We start from the raw sequence: 16489 nt of genomic DNA, 5'->3' as shown, positions 1-16489 counted from the left end.
TCTCAGTACGCGCCCTGGCTGCGTAAGAGGCTGATGGGCGTCATCACGAGAATGCGGATGTCCAGAAGCAGGGACCAGTTCTCGATATAATAGAGATCGTAGTCGAAGCGCTTCTTGAGCTTCTCGCTGTCGTCGATCTCCCCGCGCCAGCCATTGATCTGCGCCCAGCCCGTGATGCCGGGCTTGACCTTGTGCCGCCCGAAATAGCCGTCCACGATTTCCGTGAAGGTCGCGTCGAAGCTCGAGCGGGCATGGACCGCGTGCGGGCGTGGGCCGACCAGCGAGAGCTCGCCCGTCAACACGTTGAACAGCTGCGGCAGCTCATCGATGGAACTGCGCCGGATGAAGCGGCCGACGCGCGTGACGCGTGGGTCGTTATGAGTGACGATCTTGCGCGCGAGAGGATCGGACATCTCATGGCGCAGCGAGCGGAACTTCCAGACATTGATGATCTGATTGTTGAAGCCGTGGCGCTTCTGGCGAAAGAAAACAGGGCCGGGGCTGTCGAGCTTGATGGCGATCGCCGTCGCCATCATGACCGGGCTCAGCGCGATCAGCGCGAATGTGCCGACCACGAGATCGAGCGTGCGCTTGGTGATCATGCTCCATTCCGCGAGCGGCCGATCGAAGGCGTTCAGAAGCGGAATGTCGCCCAGGAACGAATGCGAACGGGAGCGGAACCGCAAGTCGGCCGAGGAGGCGGCGACGCGAATATCCAGCGGCAGAACCCAGAGTTCACGCATGATCGAGAGCAGCCGGGCTTGTGCGCTCATGGGCAGGGTTACGATCAGCATGTCGATATGGGCGCGCCGCGCGAACTCGGTCAATTGCGCGATGGAGCCGAGCTTGGGATAGCCCGCCACGATCGGCGGGGAGCGGTCGTCGCTCCGGTCATCGAAGATGCCGCAGATACGCACATCGTTGTCGGGGTGCATTTCGAGGCGGCGAATGAAGGCCTCCGCCGCGCTGCCGCCGCCCACCAGGATCGCGCGCCGCTCCATGAAGCCGTTGCGAACCCATCGGCGCATCCGCCGGGCCAGGAAAAAGCGCACGACGCTCAAAAGGCCGAAGCCGGCGACGGCCCAAATCCAGAGATCGTGGGTCAGCGCCCAGGTCAGCTTGCCGGTGAGGGAGGCGCATAAGCCGACGATGATCGTGGCGGAAAAGATCGAGGCGCCCAGGCGAAGGAACTGCGAGCGGCGCGAACGCAGCACCGCAGGCTCATAGCCGTGGGTCATCTGCATCATCGCGGCCAAGACGACGATCAGGAGCGCGCTGAGGCTGAGGCGCGCGATCAGACCATCGACAGAGTTGCGGAGGCAGACGATCGCGAGAAGGCCGAGCACGACGATCTCGAAGAGACGAACGAGCCCGCTCGCCAGACGGGGCGACAGAACGCGGCGCTCCAACATCTGCGCCAGACGACGCGCGTTGACCGGCAGCTCGACCTCCGCCGCATCCCGCTTGATCTCCTTCTCGTCCGGACGATAGGTGCGAACGATGTCGCGCTCGAAAAGATTGGCCTTTGGCTTCCTGTTCTTCATCCGATCGCCACCCTAGTGCCGGCGGGCTCTCTTGAAGGAGCGAATGAACCGTCCGGCTGACGTCAGATCTAGCGGTCAAAGGCTAAAGGAGTTTGAGCCGACGGGCCGAAATCAGAATAGCCTTTCGCGAACGGAAATCGTGTCACCCGGAATGATCGGATCGGAGATCAACACGCGCCCTGTGATGACCTGACCATTGACCTGCCGCGTGATGTCCACCGTGCGCTGGTCGGCGCGCGAGGAGAAGCCACCGGCAATGGCGATGGCGTTCTGGGCCGTCATGCCTGGAACGTAGGAGTACTGGCCGCCGCTCGCGACTTCGCCCATGATGAAGAAGGGGCGATATTGCTCGACCTGAACCGAGACATCAGGCGAACGCAGATAGCCGTTCCGAAGCGCCGCCGTGATCGCGGCCTGCACCTGTTCGGTCGTTTTGCCGCGCGCGGGCACCGCCCCGACCAGCGGTAGCGACAGATAGCCGGACTTATCCACAGCATAGATGTTGGACAGGTTGTCCTGCTCGAACACCGTCACGCGGATTCGATCGCCCGCGTCGAGCTTATAGGGTTGGTTCAAAACCGCATGAAACGCAGGGGCGGGCGGTTTCGCCGTCACGCAGCCCGACAGCAGCGCTCCGATCAATACCATCGTCACGAAGCCGGCGCGCATGAGTCTCACTCCAGAAAAGCTTCAAATCGTGTGTCGGGCGACTCGCCCGCGCCAACATTCTCGAATTAGGGTTAACCGTACGTAAACTCGCGTGCATATTGTCCGCGAATTTCAACCTTCTATCCTCGAACTCGATGACGGATACGAGAATCGATCCAAGGGGCGGCGTGCGACAGGAAGGGCAAACCATGCCGGCGATCTGGCCGCAGCGGGGACAGGACGATCTAAAGGGGCCGCGCGACGTCGCGCGGCGCCTTGGGATCGTCGGTGCGTCCACGGTCCTGTCCGGCGCGATCGCCGCCTTCGCCGTTTCGCTCGTACCCCCCGTGCACCGGGCCCGGATCGAGCTTTCCGCCGATGGCGCGCCTCTGCCATCCTGGACCAATGCCGAGATTCACGATCTGATCCGCCGTGAGACCCATGCGGATGAGACAGAGGCGGACGAGGTCGTCTCCCTCAACGACCTTCTGAACCGGAGTTCGGGGCCGCTCGAAGGCAGCGTCAGCCGGCGCGCGGGCGTGACATCCCTGTCGAGTTCGAGGAGCGTGGTCTGGGCCGATGCCGGAAGCGCCGCTCTTGCCGAAAAGCGTGTTCGCCTGATCGTCGCCGATCTCCTGGCCCGCGTGCCGAGCCCGGCCAAGCGTCTGGCGGCGGCCGATGGAAGAGCGGGCTCGCCGCAAAGCGCGAACGACGCGGCGCCCGATCCGGCGCGGAGATCGGATCAGGATCCGGTGCTGAAGGATCTGGAAGCGCGCATGGCGGATGCCGAGCGTCGATTGGCGGATTTCGACGCGGTGATCAGCGCCTCGCCCGCACCGGCAGCCGCCGAGGGGCAGGAAATCGCCGCGCGAGCCTTGCTGGAACAGCGGCAGGCGGACCTCGATGCGGCCATCGTTGCGGTCGAGAAGGGCGAGGAGGGGGATGCCCCTTCGAACCTCTGGCAAGGGTGGGATACTTGGCGGCGACTCGTGGCCGAGACTCGAACGCTCAAGCCCAAGGCTGACGAACTCGCGGCACAGTTCGACGAGTCCCATCCGCGTGTGCAGATGGTGCGTCTGCGCCTGCGCCAGCTGACCGCGGATATCGAGCAGCAGCGTGAAACGCTGCTCGCCGATCTGCGGGCGGAACGCGCGGCCAACGGAGCGGCTCTGCGCGCCCTGACACCCAGCGCCTCCGCTTCGGCCGATCCCGATTCCCGTATGCAGGCCAGAGACACCCTGAGGGCCGATCTGACAGCTGCGCGAGCGGATCTGGCCGCGTGGCGTGCCAAGCGGAGATCGGAGGAGGCCGCCTCACCCGATGCGCAAGCAACAGCGGCCAAGCCCCTGATCGCGCAGACGCAACTCCCGCCAACACAGCGCTCGCTTTCGCTTTGGCCGGGCGCGCTTGCCGGGAGCGTCGCGGGCTTTCTCGGATCCTCGTTCTTTCTCGCCCTGTCGCGTTCCTTGCGGCGCAAGGAGGAGATCGAGGCCGGGCCGATCTTGCCGGCCGTGTCCTTGACGAGTGAGGCCCCGAGCCGGCCCGAAGTCGCGATGATCGACGATGTGATCGAGGCGCTGCGGGCGAGCGAACTGTCCCGCGCCATCGTGGTGGCCGCCGGCGCGGGCGATGGGCGTCCGCTCAGCGTCGATCTGGCGCGCCGCCTTGCGCTGCGGGGCCGCTCCGTGCTGCTGGTCGATTTGTCGAAAACACAGGACGCCGCACGCGCCATGGGACTGGCTCCCAGCGAGCCCGGGCTCATCGACCTCGTGCGCGGCGACGCGAATTTTTCCGAGATTGCCCGGCGTGATTTCGCCACCGGCGCGGACATCGTGGCCGCCGGTCGCAGCCTCCAGGGTGAGGACGACACGGGGCGCTGGAGCGAACGTCGCCATGCGCTCGACTTCATGGAGCGCAGCTACGAAACGCTGCTGATCGACGCCGGGCGGGTCGATACGACGCGTCTCAAGACCATGATCGACGCCGAGGCCGCGCTGCTCGTGTCGGTCGAGGGGTGCTCGTCAAGCGAAACCGACGCAGCCGTCGGAACGCTGGCGGAAAGCGGCTTCGCCGATATGATCCTGGTGCGGGACCGGCAAAGCGCTTGACGCCGATGTCGGCGTGGATGTCGCAGCGACGCTTCAGGAACGCCGCGCGCCTTCCATCCATTTGATCACGAACATGGCCGGCACAACCCAGAGGATGCCGGTCGCGAAGAAGTAGAGCAAATGGATGTAAGCCGCTGAATCGGCGAGGTAAAGAGTGGCATAGGCCGTCGCCACCACGGCATAGACCGCGACGAAGCCGACCAGCAGCAGCGTGCCGATGAGCTTCTTCAATCGGATGGGCATGGGAAACCTCCGGTTTGGGACGCAGACGTGATGGTGCCGCGACCCGATGACCCTTGCCAAGCGTGGCACATCGTACCAAACCTCGGGGCCAGGGCCCATTTCGCAAACCCTTCGGGTCCGGTCCTAGATTGCCGATCCGATCGGCCGAAAACAAGGGGATGAAGCGGCTGAGTTCGCAAGCCGGTTCAAGACAGACATGACCCTATCGACCCATGCCGCCACCCTTGCCCGCGAAGCCGACGGCTGGGCACGCTCGCGCCGTCTCATTCGCTTCTGGCTCTATGGCGTCGCGGCGCTGATCCTTGCGCTGGTCGTCGTGGGCGGAGCCACGCGTCTGACCGAATCCGGCCTGTCGATCACGGAATGGAAGCCGATTCACGGTATCGTTCCGCCGCTCTCGCAGGCGCAGTGGCAAGAGGAATTCGATCTCTATCGTCAGATCCCGCAATATCAATTGCTCAACAAGGGCATGAGCCTGTCGGACTTCCAGACGATCTACTGGTGGGAATGGGCGCACCGGTTTCTGGCGCGCAGCGTCGGCTTCGCCTTCGCCCTTCCGCTGGCCTTCTTCTGGCTGACGGGGCGGATCGAGCCTTGGCTGAAGCCGCGCCTCGTCGGGCTTCTGGCGCTCGGCGGTGTTCAAGGAGGCATCGGCTGGTGGATGGTGGCCTCAGGGCTGGTGGAGCGCACCGAGGTCAGCCAGTATCGGCTGGCGGTTCATCTCACCATGGCCTGCATCATCTTCGCTTCGACCCTCTGGATCGCCAAGGGCCTGTCGCCACAGCGGATCGAAGCGCCACCGACGGGCCATTCCGCCAAGGTCGGTGCGCTGCTGGTCGCGCTGGCCTTGCTCCAGATCTATCTCGGCGGCCTGGTGGCCGGTCTCAATGCCGGTCTCAGCTTCAACACCTGGCCGCTGATGGACGGGCAGATCGTGCCGGCCAATCTTCTCGCGATGTCACCGGCTTGGCGCAATTTCTTCGAGAATGTGATGACGGTGCAGTTCACGCATCGCTGTGGCGCCTACCTGCTCTTCACCGTCGCGCTGCTTCACGCCATTGCCGCGCGCCGCCTCGCGCCCGGCTCGCGCCATGCCAAAATGGCGACCCATCTCGCCGGTCTCGTCACTCTGCAGGCCGCGCTCGGGATCACCACGCTGCTCTTGCAGGTGCCGATCGGCTGGGCGCTTCTGCATCAGGCAGGCGCGCTCTTCGTGCTGGCCGGCGCTGTGTTCCATGCGCGGGAACTGAAAGGGGCCTATCCCCTTCCAGCCGCTGCCTAACGGGTCAGCCCTGCAGCATCAGGTCCATGTTCTGGACGGCCGCGCCCGACGCACCCTTGCCGAGATTGTCGAGAAGGGCGACGAGATTGAAGCGCGCGCCGTCCTTCGAGCCGAAGACGAAGAGCTTCATGCGATCCGTGCCGGCGAGTTCGGTCGGGTCGATGCGCTTCAGCCCCGACGTTTCCTCCCCGCTCGCCACCTCCACGATCGACTGGCCGGCATAATGATCGGCCAGCGCCTCGCGCAGGCGCTCCGCGCTGGCGCCGTTCACAGCCTCGGCGTGGAACGGCACCTGAACGATCATGCCCTGGGCGAAGCGGCCGACCGAGGGTGCGAAGATCGGATCGCGGTCGAGCTTTCCAAAGACGCGCATCTCCGGCAGGTGCTTGTGGGCGAGGTCGAGCCCGTAGAGGAAGTGCGGCGCGTCGATGTGATCGTCGCGGGTGGCATCCTCCATCTGCGCGATCATCTGCTTGCCGCCGCCCGTATAGCCCGACACGGCGTTGACGGTCACCGGCTGCGTCTCGGCCAGGAGGCCGGCATCGCGGAGCGGGCGCAGGAGCGCGATGGCGCCGGTCGGGTAGCAGCCGGGATTGGCGACGAGCCGTGCCTTGGCGATAGCCTCGTCTTGACCCTTGGCGAGTTCCGCAAACCCATAGGCCCAGTTCGGATCGACCCGGTGCGCGGTCGACGTATCGATGACACGAGTCGAGGCATCGGGGCCGATGAGGGCCACGGCCTCGCGCGCCGCATCGTCCGGCAGACAGAGGATGGCGATGTCGGCGGCTTTCAGAAGCTCCTCGCGCAGCGAAGCGTTGCGCCGCTCGGCTTCAGGAATCGACAGAAGCTCCACATCGCTCCGGTCGGCCATGCGGACGCGGATCTGGAGGCCGGTGGTTCCGTGTTCGCCGTCGATGAAGATGCGCGGTTTCATGAGCGTCGTGACCTGTCTGAGGGAAGGCGGGAAGGGATGGGGAGGCTCAGCGGCCGGCTTTTCGCGCGGCGAGAAGGCCGACCAGGTACATGGCAACCGTCGAGCCTGCGATGGCTGTCATGTCGGCGTGATCATAGGGTGGCGAGACTTCCACCACATCGGCGCCGATGAGATGGAGCGCACCCAGCTTGTGCAGCACGGCCAGCATCTTGGCGCTCGATGGTCCGCCCGCGACGGGCGTTCCCGTGCCGGGCGCGAAGGCGACGTCGAGGCAGTCGATGTCGAAGGTCAGGTAGCAGTTCCCGCCCGCCGTCTTCTCGATGATGCGCTGCGCGATCGCGGAGGACGACAGGTCGTCCAACTCGTGGCCATAGAGAATGTCGATGCCGCCGGTCTCGGGCGCGTGGGTGCGGATGCCGATCTGGATCGAGGTGGCGGGATCGATCAGCCCTTCGCGCAGCGCGGCCGAGACGAAGGAGCCATGATCGACGCGCGGCCGGCCATGGGTGTCGGTGGCCAGTTCCCATGTGTCCTGATGCGCGTCGAAATGCACGAGGCTAACCGGCCCGTGCTTGGCGGCGTGGGCTTGAAGCAGCGGAAAGGTGATCGAGTGATCGCCGCCCAAGGTCAGGAGAAAGCCGGTCTTCTCCAGAAGCGCGGCCGCCTGTTCGCGCATCGCCAGATGGGCCCGCTCGGGCAGGCGATAGTCGAGAAGACAATCGCCATAGTCCACGACATCCAGCGTTTCGAAAAAGTCCTGCTGAAAGGGATATTGCGGGTCGTTGTCGAAAATGGCCGACGCCCGCCGCAAAGCCTGCGGTCCGAAGCGCGCGCCCGGCCGGTTCGACACGGCCGAATCGAAGGGAATGCCCCAGACCGTCACATCCGAGCCCGCCACATCCTTGGAAAAGCGCCGCCGCATGAAGGAGAGCGCGCCGGCATAGGTCGGGTCGCTGGCCGCGCCCAGCGGGCCGGCGGCGGTAAAGGCATGGTCGATCGACTTGCTGGCCATGGGAACCCCGTTTCGAATTGCCGCCAGACATAGGCCAAGAGGGCGACAGCTTGAAGTCAAAGACGGCTGTGCCGCTCGCAAAGAAAAAAGGGCTCCGGTTTCCCGAAGCCCTTTCCCGTTGGTCCGTTCGAAGCTTGGAGCTTCGGTGAAGCTTGGCGCTTGCGAGAAGCGATTAGCGCTTCGAGAACTGGAAGGAGCGGCGGGCCTTGGCCTTGCCGTACTTCTTACGCTCGACGGTACGCGAGTCGCGGGTCAGGAAGCCGCCCTTCTTGAGGATCGAGCGCAGGCCCGGCTCATAGTAGGTGAGGGCGCGCGAGATGCCGTGACGAACCGCACCGGCCTGGCCGGAGAGGCCGCCGCCGGCAACCGTCACGATGATGTCGAACTGGCCGTCGCGCGAAGCGGCGACGATCGGCTGACGGAGCACCATCTGGAGAACCGGACGCGCGAAATAGTCCGCGAAGTCCTTCTCGTTGACGGTGATCTTGCCCGAGCCGGGCTTGACCCAGACGCGAGCGACTGCGTCCTTGCGCTTGCCGGTGGCATAGGCGCGGCCGTTCGAGTCGAGCTTCTGGACGTGAACGGGAGCAGCCGCTTCCGTGACGCCAGCGCCGGCGAGGCCCTGCAGCGAGTTCAGGTCGGCCATTATGCAGCCCTCGAGTTCTTGGAGTTCAGCACCTTGACGTCGAGCGTCTCAGGCGACTGGGCTTCATGCGGGTGCGCGGCACCGGCATAGACGCGCAGGTTCTTGAGCTGGCGACGGCCGAGCGGGCCGCGCGGCAGCATGCGCTCGACGGCCTTCTCGAGCACGCGCTCGGGGAAGCGGCCTTCGAGGATCTGGCGAGCCTTGCGCTCCTTGATGCCGCCGGCATAACCGGTGTGCCAGTAGTACGTCTTGTCCTCGTACTTCTTGCCCGTGAACACGACCTTGTCGGCGTTCACGATGATGACGTTGTCGCCATCATCGACATGGGGCGTGAAGGAAGGCTTGTGCTTGCCGCGAAGGCGAAGCGCCACGAGGGAGGCGAGACGGCCGACAACGAGCCCTTCGGCGTCGATGACGATCCACTTCTTCACCACCGTCTCGGACTTCTGCGAGAAGGTCTTCATGAAAATACCCTTTGGGTCAGTCGCGCGTCAGCCGCGAAACCAATCCCGGCCATACGAAAAGGGCGGCTCGCGCCGCTCTTGATGACGGTTCCATAACGAACGAGTAGATGATTGGCAAGGGCGTCCGAAAGGACCGAGCCGTCGCGCAGCCTGTATAAAGGCAATAAAAACAGAAACTTAAAGATAAGGTATTTTAATACCGTAAAATAGGCCTCTTGATACCACACTAGGGCGGCCGCTTTATTAGCCTTGAACCGTCTTCGTTCAGCCGCACGTCAACCCGACCGATACAAGCTGACGCCCAAGGAGTTCTCCATGACAAGCTTTCTCGCCCTCGATCCCGAAGGGATCACCCCCGAGGAAAGCCGGCCTGCTGCCGAGAAAGTCACGATGGGCGATCCCATCCATCGAACCTGGAATCTCGAGGAGGCCGATGGACTCTATGCCGGTATTTGGGAATCCACGCCCGGCGAATGGCTGATCGAATATACCGAATGGGAATATTGCGAAATCTTGTCCGGCGCCTCCGTGCTGATCGAGGAGGGCGGGGCCGAGCGCCGGGTGACGGCAGGGGACGCCTTTGTTCTGCGCCCAGGCTTCAAGGGGCGCTGGCGCGTCGAAGAGACGACGCGCAAACGCTATGTGATCCGGCTCTGACGACAGAACTCAGAGCGTAATGTCGAGCCGTTCGACGCCGCGAAAGTGATAGCTGTCGCGAAAGCGCGGCGGCGAGACGGGAGCCAGCGTAGGGTAGCGGCGGGCGAGGCCTCGGAAAGCGATCTTCAGTTCCAGGCGGGCGAGCGGCGCGCCGATGCAGAAATGGACGCCCGCCCCGAAGGAGACATGCGGAATGCGCGCGCGTCCGGCGTCGAAACGTCCGGGCTCGGGAAACACTGCCGGATCGTGATTGGCCGCCGCCAGAAGCAGCGCGACCTCTTCGCCGCGTTTTAGAATCCGATCGCCGATCTCGACGTCGCGCAGCGCGAAACGTCGGAAGAGATGGAGCGGCGTGTCGAAGCGCAGTGCTTCTTCGACCGTGCGTTCCAGAAGCGCATCGTCTTCGCCCAGCGGGGCCAGCGGGACCCGTTGCCGCGCGAGCGCCGCCAGCGCATTGCCGATCTGATGAACCGTCGCCTCGTGGCCGGCGTTGAGGAGCAGGACGACGAGCGAGACGAGTTCCTCTTCCGTCAGCTTGCCGCTCTCCGTCTCGGCCCCGATCAGCCCGGACAGGAGATCGTCCGTCGGCTTGCGCCGCTTCTCGCCGATCACCTCGAGGAGATAGTCGCGGAACTCGCGCGCCGCTGCGTTCGCCCGGTGCTCGATCTCGGGCGTGCGGCCCATCTGATACATGGCGACCATCGCGTGCGACCAGCGCAGGAGATGGCCCGCATCCTCGCGCGGCACGCCGATCAGCCCGGCGATGACGGCAACCGGTAGCGGTTCGGCAAAGGCCGAGACGATTTCGACCGGCGCGGCCGGATCGAAGCGATCGATCAGGTCTTCGACAATGGATGTGATCTCGGGCGCGAGCGCTTCGATTCGTCGTGACACGAAGGCGCGGGTCAGGAGCGCGCGCAGCCGCGTATGTGCCGGGGCTTCCAGGTCGAGCAGCGAATGGTTCTCGACCTCGTAGAAATGCGCGAGATGATCGGGAATGTCGCCGCGCACCGGCCGGCCGCTGCCGTCCTGCGACAGGACGCGTCCAAAATCGCGCGACTTCAGAATGCGCTCGACCAGAGGATGCGAGGCGACCGCGAGACAACCGGCCTCGTGCCAGAAGGCCACCGGCGCTTGGGCGTAAAGCGCCGCATAGGCCGGATAGGGATCGGCGAAAAAGGTGGGATCGCGCGGATCGAGATGAAAGGCGCGTCCGTCAGCGTCTATGCTCAGGGATTCAGGGAGTGGGGAGTCGGCATGGGTCATGCCACTTTGGTACGGCCCGAAGCCGGGGCGATGCAACAGCCCGGATGAACGCTCGGGTGACGCGAGACGCATTCAAGCGAAAGGCGCGGGCGGGGTGTTCCGCTCGCGCCTTCGAGACGTTCAGGACCGCTGATCGGATCAGCGTTCGACTTCGATCAGGATTTCGTTGCGGCGCATGAAGCCCGGCGTCCACGGCGCGTTGTAGAACGCGTAGATCGGGTCGCCCTTCTGCTTCAGGTTCTCGTCGGCCAGATAATTGTACAGCGTCATCAGTTTCTTGGATGCGGTGGACGCCGTGAAATTGCCGCTGAAGCGGATCGCCACGATGCGCTTGGCATCGACTTCCTTGATGGTGACATCATGCGAGTTCGGCGTCGGCAGGCTCGCCTTGGTGTATTTCTTCGGCATTATGAAGCGCACGGCCCAGCCCTTGGTGCGCCCTTCGCTGTCCGACAGCTGCTGAAGCACCGGCACGGTCATCGCGATCTTCTTGCCCGAGCGATTGTTCGCCGAGATGAAGTCGTAGAGCGTCTCGAAGCCGCGACGGCGGGCCTTCTCGTGATAGCCGGTCTTCACCGTTTCGGCGACGATCATGGCGTCGTAGTCGCGCACTTCGACATCGCCGTCCCGGCGCACGACCTCATAGTCGGGCTCTTCGGCATGATCGGCGATCTTCTTGGTGACATAAACGGCCGCGCCGAGCGCGAGGATCGCGCCGCCGGCTATCACCACCGCCGACGTGTTCGGGCGTTCGCGGAAGAAATCGACGCCGCGCTGATAGCCACGACCGCCATGGAAGCTGGCGCGCTGGCTGAAGAGCGAGGGAAGCGAGAAGGAGGACAGGTGATCGCGAGCATCGGACGCGCTGTCCGACAAGCGGCTGCGGGCATCCGCCGTGCCGTCCTCGAACGAGCGCTTGGCCTTGTAGAAGCCGGCCTTGGCATCGCTGGAGGAGGGGAGCGACCAGCCACTGAGGAAAGACGGCAGATAACGCGACGCACCATGATCGCCGTAGAGACGCCCGACCTCATGCTCCACCGCGCGGCGAATGCGCTCGGCGCGTGAGGGGCGCAGGTGAAGGCGGTCCGCGACCTGGGTTTCGAGTTCTCCGATTCGATCTGCGATGTCGCTCAGGGCATCCGTCACGCGCTCGTAGGCCGAAGGCTTGTCGCGGAACATGGGGTTCTCCTCAACTTCGCTGGACTCGATCGCAGAAGGCGATCGCCAGTCAAAAACACGCCTGACGGACCGCGCCCGTCAGCGCTGCCATAACGTCACGCCTTGTTCTTGGTTGCGACGCGGTGTGAAAATGGGGAGAACATGCCTCGTGAAACATTCGTAAGGATTATGGCAACCTTCTCCTGACTTAACCACTTAACAGGCATCGGGTTCTTTCATGGCTCGATACTCCAGCCAAACTGGGCGGCCTCGGCCGCCCTTTTTTTTGCCCTGCTTTGAGCGACCAGTCGCGGCGCATCCGCGGGGCATGAAAGATCGCTCAGCCCTTATCGGAGAGGCTCTGGAATGCGAGGCTGAACACACCCGGCTGCGACGCATCGGGCCGAAACGGCAGGTCGTATCCGCGCTCCAGCACGACCGGGTCGACATGTTGGGCTTTCCCGCCATGCCGGGATTGCCAGAAGCGGATTTCCGATCGTGCGCCGTCGATTTCCAGCGCCGTCAACGTCCCGCTGAAGAAAGCACCGGTGTCGAGCGAGATGCGGTTTTCGGTCACGTGAGGGCGGGCGGGAACCTGCGGCGTGTGCCCATGGACGACAAGACCGGGCAGAGGAGCGCGATGGTCGAGAAACGGCGCGCGAGTCCAGAGGCAAGTGCGGCGCGTCTGGCGCTCCAGCGACGCAGCCGGGTCGATGCCGGCGTGGACGAAGACGAACCCCTTCCACGTGGCGAGGAGAACCGCGCGGCCGAGCAGGTCGATGCAGACAGGATGCTCGCTTAGGACGCTCTCTCGCGCCTCGCGCGGCCGCAGCGGATCTGCCCCGAAGGAGCGCATCGTTTCCTCCCCGCCCTGCATCAGCCAGAGATCGACTTCCTCCTCGAATTCGAGATCGGCCAGAAGGAAGCGATGAAACCAGTCATCGTGATTGCCGAGGCAGAACACGCTGTCCGGCCAGCGCGACAGGGCCTGATCCACCAGCGCCACGACCTCGCGGCTCGACGGGCCACGATCTACGACGTCGCCCAGAAAGACGAGCGCGCTGCGCCGCGTCGCGCCCGTGCTCTGCTCGAATTGGGCGAGGAGCGCCGCAAGCTCGTCCACACGCCCATGCACGTCGCCGATCGCGAAGACATGCTCCACCTCGTCCGGGATCGCGTGTGGCCGGACGAAGCCGGCCGAGACCCGCGCGCTCATTCTTCGGCCGGGTCCACCCTGTCCAGAAGATGGGTCGCCGCCTCGAATCGCTCGGCGACGGTTTGCGTCGCGATGGGATAAACGAGCTTCATATCGGTCCACTTCCAGTCCTTGGAGAGTTTGGCTGCCGCTCCGAGCTTGGCGTCGTCCTTTGTTCGGAACGTGGCCGCGATGCCTTTCGGACCGGCCGCCATTTTCTGGATGCCGAGTTCGGCGCAACGGACCCGCACCTCCGCCAGTTTCAGAAGCGTACGCGTGGCAGCGGGCGGCTTGCCGAAACGATCTTCGATGTCGGCGGCGAGTTCGTCCAGACCGGCGCGGTCATGTGCCCGGTCGATCTCGGCATAAAGATTGAGACGGGTTTCCTCGTCGGGCACGTATTCGGCCGGGATGCGGCCGGCGACGCCCAGCGCCACGTCGGGCCGCCATTCGTCCAGAACCGCGCCGCCGCTCGCCACGGTCAGCGCGCGGCCGAGCACATGGCGGTAGAGCGCGAGGCCGACGAGCTGGAGATGGCCCGCCTGCTCTTCGCCCAGAAGCTCGCCCGCGCCGCGCATGTCGAGATCGCGCGCGCTGATTTCGAAGCCCGCGCCGAGGCGGTTCAGCGCTTCCAGAGTGCGAAGGCGGCGCTCGGTCTCTGGCGTCAGCGACCGACCGGGCTCGGTCAGGAGATAGGCGACGCCCCGCCGTGTGCCGCGTCCCACGCGCCCGCGAAGCTGGTGCAGTTGCGACAGGCCGAAGCGATCCGGGTGCCAGACGATCATCGTGTTGGCGGCCGGCACGTCCAATCCGCTCTCGATGATGTTGGTGGCGAGGAGAACGTCGCCATGCCCTTCGGTGAAGCGCAGCATCGTGTCGTCCACCTCCTCGGCCGGCAGCTTGCCGTGAACCACGGCCAAGTCGAGATCGGGCACGATCCGCGTCAGGCGCTCTCGCATGGGCTCGATATCCTCGACACGCGGGCAAACGACAAAGCTCTGGCCGCCACGTCTGGTCTCGCGCTCCAAGGCTTCGCGCACTCGGTCATCCTCGAACGACGCCAGAACCGTTTGGATAGGCTGGCGCAGAACCGGCGGCGTCGCGACGATGCTGAGATCGTTCAACCCGACGAAGCTTGCCTGCAAGGTGCGCGGAATGGGCGTGGCCGTCAGCGTCAGCAGATGAGCGTCCTTTCCGAGCGAGCGCAGGGTTTCCTTCTGCTTGGCGCCGAAGCGCTGCTCCTCGTCGATCACCATAAGCCCGAGGTCGGCAAAGCCGACACCCTTGCCGCCGACGGCATGGGTCCCGACCACGATACGGATCGAACCGTCCGCCAGCCCGGCCTTGACGCGGCGGGCTTCGGCGGGGGTCGAAAGCCGCGAGAGGTGCGCGACTTCGATGCCGAAGCCCGCAAACCGGCGTTGGACCGTGCGCATATGCTGCTGCGCAAGAACGGTTGTCGGTGCGACGATGGCCACCTGACGGCCGCTGAAGGCGACGGCCGCTGCCGCCCGGAGGGCGACCTCCGTCTTGCCGAAGCCGACATCACCGCAAACGAGGCGATCCATAGGCTTTCCGCTCGCGAGATCCTCCAGCACGGCATCCACCGCGGCTGCCTGATCGTTCGACAACTCATGCGGGAAGCGGCCGCAAAAGCGCTCGAAATCGCGCCGGTCGGGCCGCAGGGCCTTGGTGCGGCGCTTGGCCTTGGCGCGCGCCATCTCGACCAGCCCCTCGGCCGTCCGATGCACGTCCTGAAGCAGGCGATTGCGTCGCTCGATCCAATTGCCGCCCTTGAGGCGGTCGAGTGTCACGCCGGTGCCTTGGCCGCCATAACGCCAGAGCGCACCGATCTCGCGAACGGGCACGAGCAGCGTGGCATTGTCGGCATAGCGCAGGCGAACCGCGTCCCGTTTGGTGCCGTCCTGCTCGACCTCCGTCAGCCCTTCCAGAAGGCCGATGCCGTGGTCGAGATGGACCAGCGCGTCGCCGAGCGAGAAGGTAGCATCGGCCGGTGCCAGAAGCGAAGAGGCCGAGTCCGCGCGCCGCGAGACCGCCGACGAGCCGCCGAGATCCTGCACGGTGACGACGACGGCCTTGTGGCCCGGCACCCTGAACCCATGCGCGACGGGAAGAACCAGTCCGAAGCCTGCGTCTTTCTTCTTGGACGCGAGCGCTGTCGCCCAATCCGCGTCGAGTTCGAGGCTGCGGCCGAGATTGCGGCGGAAGCGACGTGACCATTCCTTCAGAAGCCCCTGATCGGGCGCGGCGAGAATGACGGTCATGTTCTTGCTTTGGCTGTCGAGATAGTCGGCCAAAGCACGCCAGGGCGCGTCCATCTCGGCGAAACGCGGCAGCTCGAACGACTCGTCGCCATCATGGATCGTCGCCAGAAGACGCGTGCCGACGAGAGTCTCCCATTCCTCGCGCTGAAGGAACATGCGCTCCGGCTTGGGCGCACGGCGCTTGCCTCGGCCCGCCCCGGCTTCCTCGAAACCATTGGCGATGGTTTCGAAGAACGAGCCGACACGAAGCTCGACCCCGTCTTCCAAAAGAACGCTGGCCTCGTCCACGTAGTCGAACAGCGTAGCGAGGCCCGTTTCGTAATGTTGGCAGAGCCAGTGCTCTCGGCCGACGCTTTCGCCGGAGGGCGCTGGGGCCGCGCCGGGAACCTCGCTCGCGGGATCGACGATCAACATGTCGCTGGAGCCCAGCGTTCTCTGTGTCACCGGATCATAGGAGCGGATCGCGCTGACGATCCCGTCTTCATGCTCGATGCGGCAAGGCAGAGGCGCGGCGGCGGGGAAGAAGTCGATGACCCGGCCCCGGATCGCGGCCTCGCCCGGCTCGTCCACCCGGTCGTCGAAGACATAGCCGACACCGCGCAGATAGGCTTCGACCTCGCCGATTTCGATTCGGTCGCCGACGCGGAACTCACGGTGCAGCCTGTTCCAGATCGAGGCCGGGGGCACGCGGCGCAGGATCGCCTCGGCGGTGGTCAGCACGATCTCAGGCTTGTTGTTGGGGTTGGTGAGCCAGCGCAGGACGCCCATGCGCTGCCCCATGACCGAGCGGGACGGTGAGCTTCCGTCATAGGGCAGGCAGTCCCATGGCGGAAAGAACGCCAGCGAGCGGTCGGGGTCGAAGCCGGCGAGAATAGCCATCAGCTCTTTCGCACGGCGAACCGTCTGCGCGACATAGACGATCGGGCGGCCCCTCGCTTCTGCCGCTCGCTCGCGAATGAGACTCGCGGTCGCGCCCAAGGGGTGAAGCGGCACCAGCGCATCGACATTCGAGGCCTGCGTTTCGATCGTCACGGATTGCAGCATGGG

General features: G+C 64.9%; 14 protein-coding genes. 3 read left to right on the top strand and 11 right to left on the bottom strand.

The window, feature by feature from the left end:
- Positions 1-2 precede the first annotated feature (2 nt).
- Both AUL36_RS00285 and AUL36_RS00280 read right to left on the bottom strand, forming a co-directional pair.
- On the bottom strand, positions 3-1544 hold the full coding sequence (locus AUL36_RS00285; RefSeq protein ID WP_062216739.1) for an undecaprenyl-phosphate glucose phosphotransferase: 1542 nt from the start codon (positions 1542-1544) through the stop codon (positions 3-5).
- Positions 1545-1655: 111 nt separating this feature from the next.
- On the bottom strand, positions 1656-2192 hold the full coding sequence (locus tag AUL36_RS00280; protein ID WP_374700725.1) for a polysaccharide biosynthesis/export family protein: 537 nt from the start codon (positions 2190-2192) through the stop codon (positions 1656-1658).
- 209 nt (positions 2193-2401) lie between these two features.
- Between AUL36_RS00280 and AUL36_RS00275 the strand changes: the two genes are divergently transcribed.
- A complete protein-coding gene (locus AUL36_RS00275; RefSeq protein ID WP_062216735.1) occupies positions 2402-4300 on the top strand; it encodes a hypothetical protein in 1899 nt (632 codons plus the stop codon).
- Between the two features lie 33 nt (positions 4301-4333).
- Here the strand turns inward: AUL36_RS00275 and AUL36_RS00270 are convergent, their stop codons facing one another.
- The gene (locus tag AUL36_RS00270; protein WP_062216732.1) at positions 4334-4543 is read right to left on the bottom strand and encodes a DUF2842 domain-containing protein; all 210 of its coding nucleotides are present in this window, start codon (positions 4541-4543) and stop codon (positions 4334-4336) included.
- Positions 4544-4739: 196 nt separating this feature from the next.
- Between AUL36_RS00270 and AUL36_RS00265 the strand changes: the two genes are divergently transcribed.
- Positions 4740-5825, top strand: a complete 1086-nt coding sequence (locus tag AUL36_RS00265) for a COX15/CtaA family protein (RefSeq protein ID WP_062216729.1) — start codon at positions 4740-4742, stop codon at positions 5823-5825.
- A gap of 4 nt (positions 5826-5829) precedes the next feature.
- On the opposite strand, the gene argC is transcribed toward AUL36_RS00265, so the two are convergent.
- The 4 genes from argC to rplM all read right to left on the bottom strand — a co-directional run bounded on the left by argC (position 5830) and on the right by rplM (position 8881).
- Complete coding sequence (gene argC / locus AUL36_RS00260) at positions 5830-6759, bottom strand: N-acetyl-gamma-glutamyl-phosphate reductase (RefSeq protein WP_062216727.1); 930 nt, start codon at positions 6757-6759, stop codon at positions 5830-5832.
- A gap of 46 nt (positions 6760-6805) precedes the next feature.
- Positions 6806-7771 (bottom strand): agmatinase, encoded by a 966-nt coding sequence (gene speB, locus AUL36_RS00255; RefSeq protein ID WP_062216724.1) that lies wholly within the window; start codon positions 7769-7771, stop codon positions 6806-6808.
- Between the two features lie 172 nt (positions 7772-7943).
- Positions 7944-8417: a 30S ribosomal protein S9 gene (gene rpsI, locus AUL36_RS00250; protein ID WP_058598957.1), complete on the bottom strand. Its 474-nt coding sequence runs from the start codon at positions 8415-8417 to the stop codon at positions 7944-7946.
- On the bottom strand, positions 8417-8881 hold the full coding sequence (gene rplM / locus AUL36_RS00245) for a 50S ribosomal protein L13 (RefSeq protein ID WP_058598956.1): 465 nt from the start codon (positions 8879-8881) through the stop codon (positions 8417-8419). The genes rpsI and rplM overlap by 1 nt, the downstream gene beginning before the upstream one ends.
- Positions 8882-9196: 315 nt before the next feature.
- Between rplM and AUL36_RS00240 the strand changes: the two genes are divergently transcribed.
- Complete coding sequence (locus tag AUL36_RS00240; RefSeq protein WP_062216721.1) at positions 9197-9538, top strand: cupin domain-containing protein; 342 nt, start codon at positions 9197-9199, stop codon at positions 9536-9538.
- Between the two features lie 9 nt (positions 9539-9547).
- On the opposite strand, the gene AUL36_RS00235 is transcribed toward AUL36_RS00240, so the two are convergent.
- From AUL36_RS00235 to AUL36_RS00220, 4 genes are all read right to left on the bottom strand, one after another.
- Positions 9548-10804: a cytochrome P450 gene (locus AUL36_RS00235; RefSeq protein ID WP_082655374.1), complete on the bottom strand. Its 1257-nt coding sequence runs from the start codon at positions 10802-10804 to the stop codon at positions 9548-9550.
- Between the two features lie 138 nt (positions 10805-10942).
- The gene (locus AUL36_RS00230) at positions 10943-11983 is read right to left on the bottom strand and encodes an SOUL family heme-binding protein (protein WP_062216718.1); all 1041 of its coding nucleotides are present in this window, start codon (positions 11981-11983) and stop codon (positions 10943-10945) included.
- A gap of 319 nt (positions 11984-12302) precedes the next feature.
- Entirely contained in the window at positions 12303-13178 is an 876-nt protein-coding gene (locus tag AUL36_RS00225) for a metallophosphoesterase (protein ID WP_062216715.1), read from the bottom strand.
- Positions 13175-16486, bottom strand: a complete 3312-nt coding sequence (locus AUL36_RS00220; RefSeq protein WP_062216712.1) for a transcription-repair coupling factor — start codon at positions 16484-16486, stop codon at positions 13175-13177. The genes AUL36_RS00225 and AUL36_RS00220 overlap by 4 nt, the downstream gene beginning before the upstream one ends.
- Between the last annotated feature and the right edge of the window lie 3 nt (positions 16487-16489).

This window comes from Aureimonas sp. D3 (genome assembly GCF_001463805.1).
Taxonomy (GTDB): domain Bacteria; phylum Pseudomonadota; class Alphaproteobacteria; order Rhizobiales; family Rhizobiaceae; genus Aureimonas; species Aureimonas ureilytica_A.
This window is presented reverse-complemented; position numbering and strand designations above follow the sequence as displayed.

Bases quoted from the DNA above. Each gene is read 5' to 3' on its own strand.
- AUL36_RS00280 (WP_374700725.1), bottom strand. From the start codon at position 2,192: ATGGTATTGATCGGAGCGCTGCTGTCGGGCTGCGTGACGGCGAAACCG.
- argC (WP_062216727.1), bottom strand. From the start codon at position 6,759: ATGAAACCGCGCATCTTCATCGACGGCGAACACGGAACCACCGGCCTC.
- AUL36_RS00285 (WP_062216739.1), bottom strand. From the start codon at position 1,544: ATGAAGAACAGGAAGCCAAAGGCCAATCTTTTCGAGCGCGACATCGTT.
- AUL36_RS00230 (WP_062216718.1), bottom strand. From the start codon at position 11,983: ATGTTCCGCGACAAGCCTTCGGCCTACGAGCGCGTGACGGATGCCCTG.
- rpsI (WP_058598957.1), bottom strand. From the start codon at position 8,417: ATGGCCGACCTGAACTCGCTGCAGGGCCTCGCCGGCGCTGGCGTCACG.
- rplM (WP_058598956.1), bottom strand. From the start codon at position 8,881: ATGAAGACCTTCTCGCAGAAGTCCGAGACGGTGGTGAAGAAGTGGATC.
- AUL36_RS00265 (WP_062216729.1), top strand. From the start codon at position 4,740: ATGACCCTATCGACCCATGCCGCCACCCTTGCCCGCGAAGCCGACGGC.
- AUL36_RS00225 (WP_062216715.1), bottom strand. From the start codon at position 13,178: ATGAGCGCGCGGGTCTCGGCCGGCTTCGTCCGGCCACACGCGATCCCG.
- speB (WP_062216724.1), bottom strand. From the start codon at position 7,771: ATGGCCAGCAAGTCGATCGACCATGCCTTTACCGCCGCCGGCCCGCTG.
- AUL36_RS00235 (WP_082655374.1), bottom strand. From the start codon at position 10,804: ATGACCCATGCCGACTCCCCACTCCCTGAATCCCTGAGCATAGACGCT.
- AUL36_RS00275 (WP_062216735.1), top strand. From the start codon at position 2,402: ATGCCGGCGATCTGGCCGCAGCGGGGACAGGACGATCTAAAGGGGCCG.
- AUL36_RS00270 (WP_062216732.1), bottom strand. From the start codon at position 4,543: ATGCCCATCCGATTGAAGAAGCTCATCGGCACGCTGCTGCTGGTCGGC.
- AUL36_RS00220 (WP_062216712.1), bottom strand. From the start codon at position 16,486: ATGCTGCAATCCGTGACGATCGAAACGCAGGCCTCGAATGTCGATGCG.
- AUL36_RS00240 (WP_062216721.1), top strand. From the start codon at position 9,197: ATGACAAGCTTTCTCGCCCTCGATCCCGAAGGGATCACCCCCGAGGAA.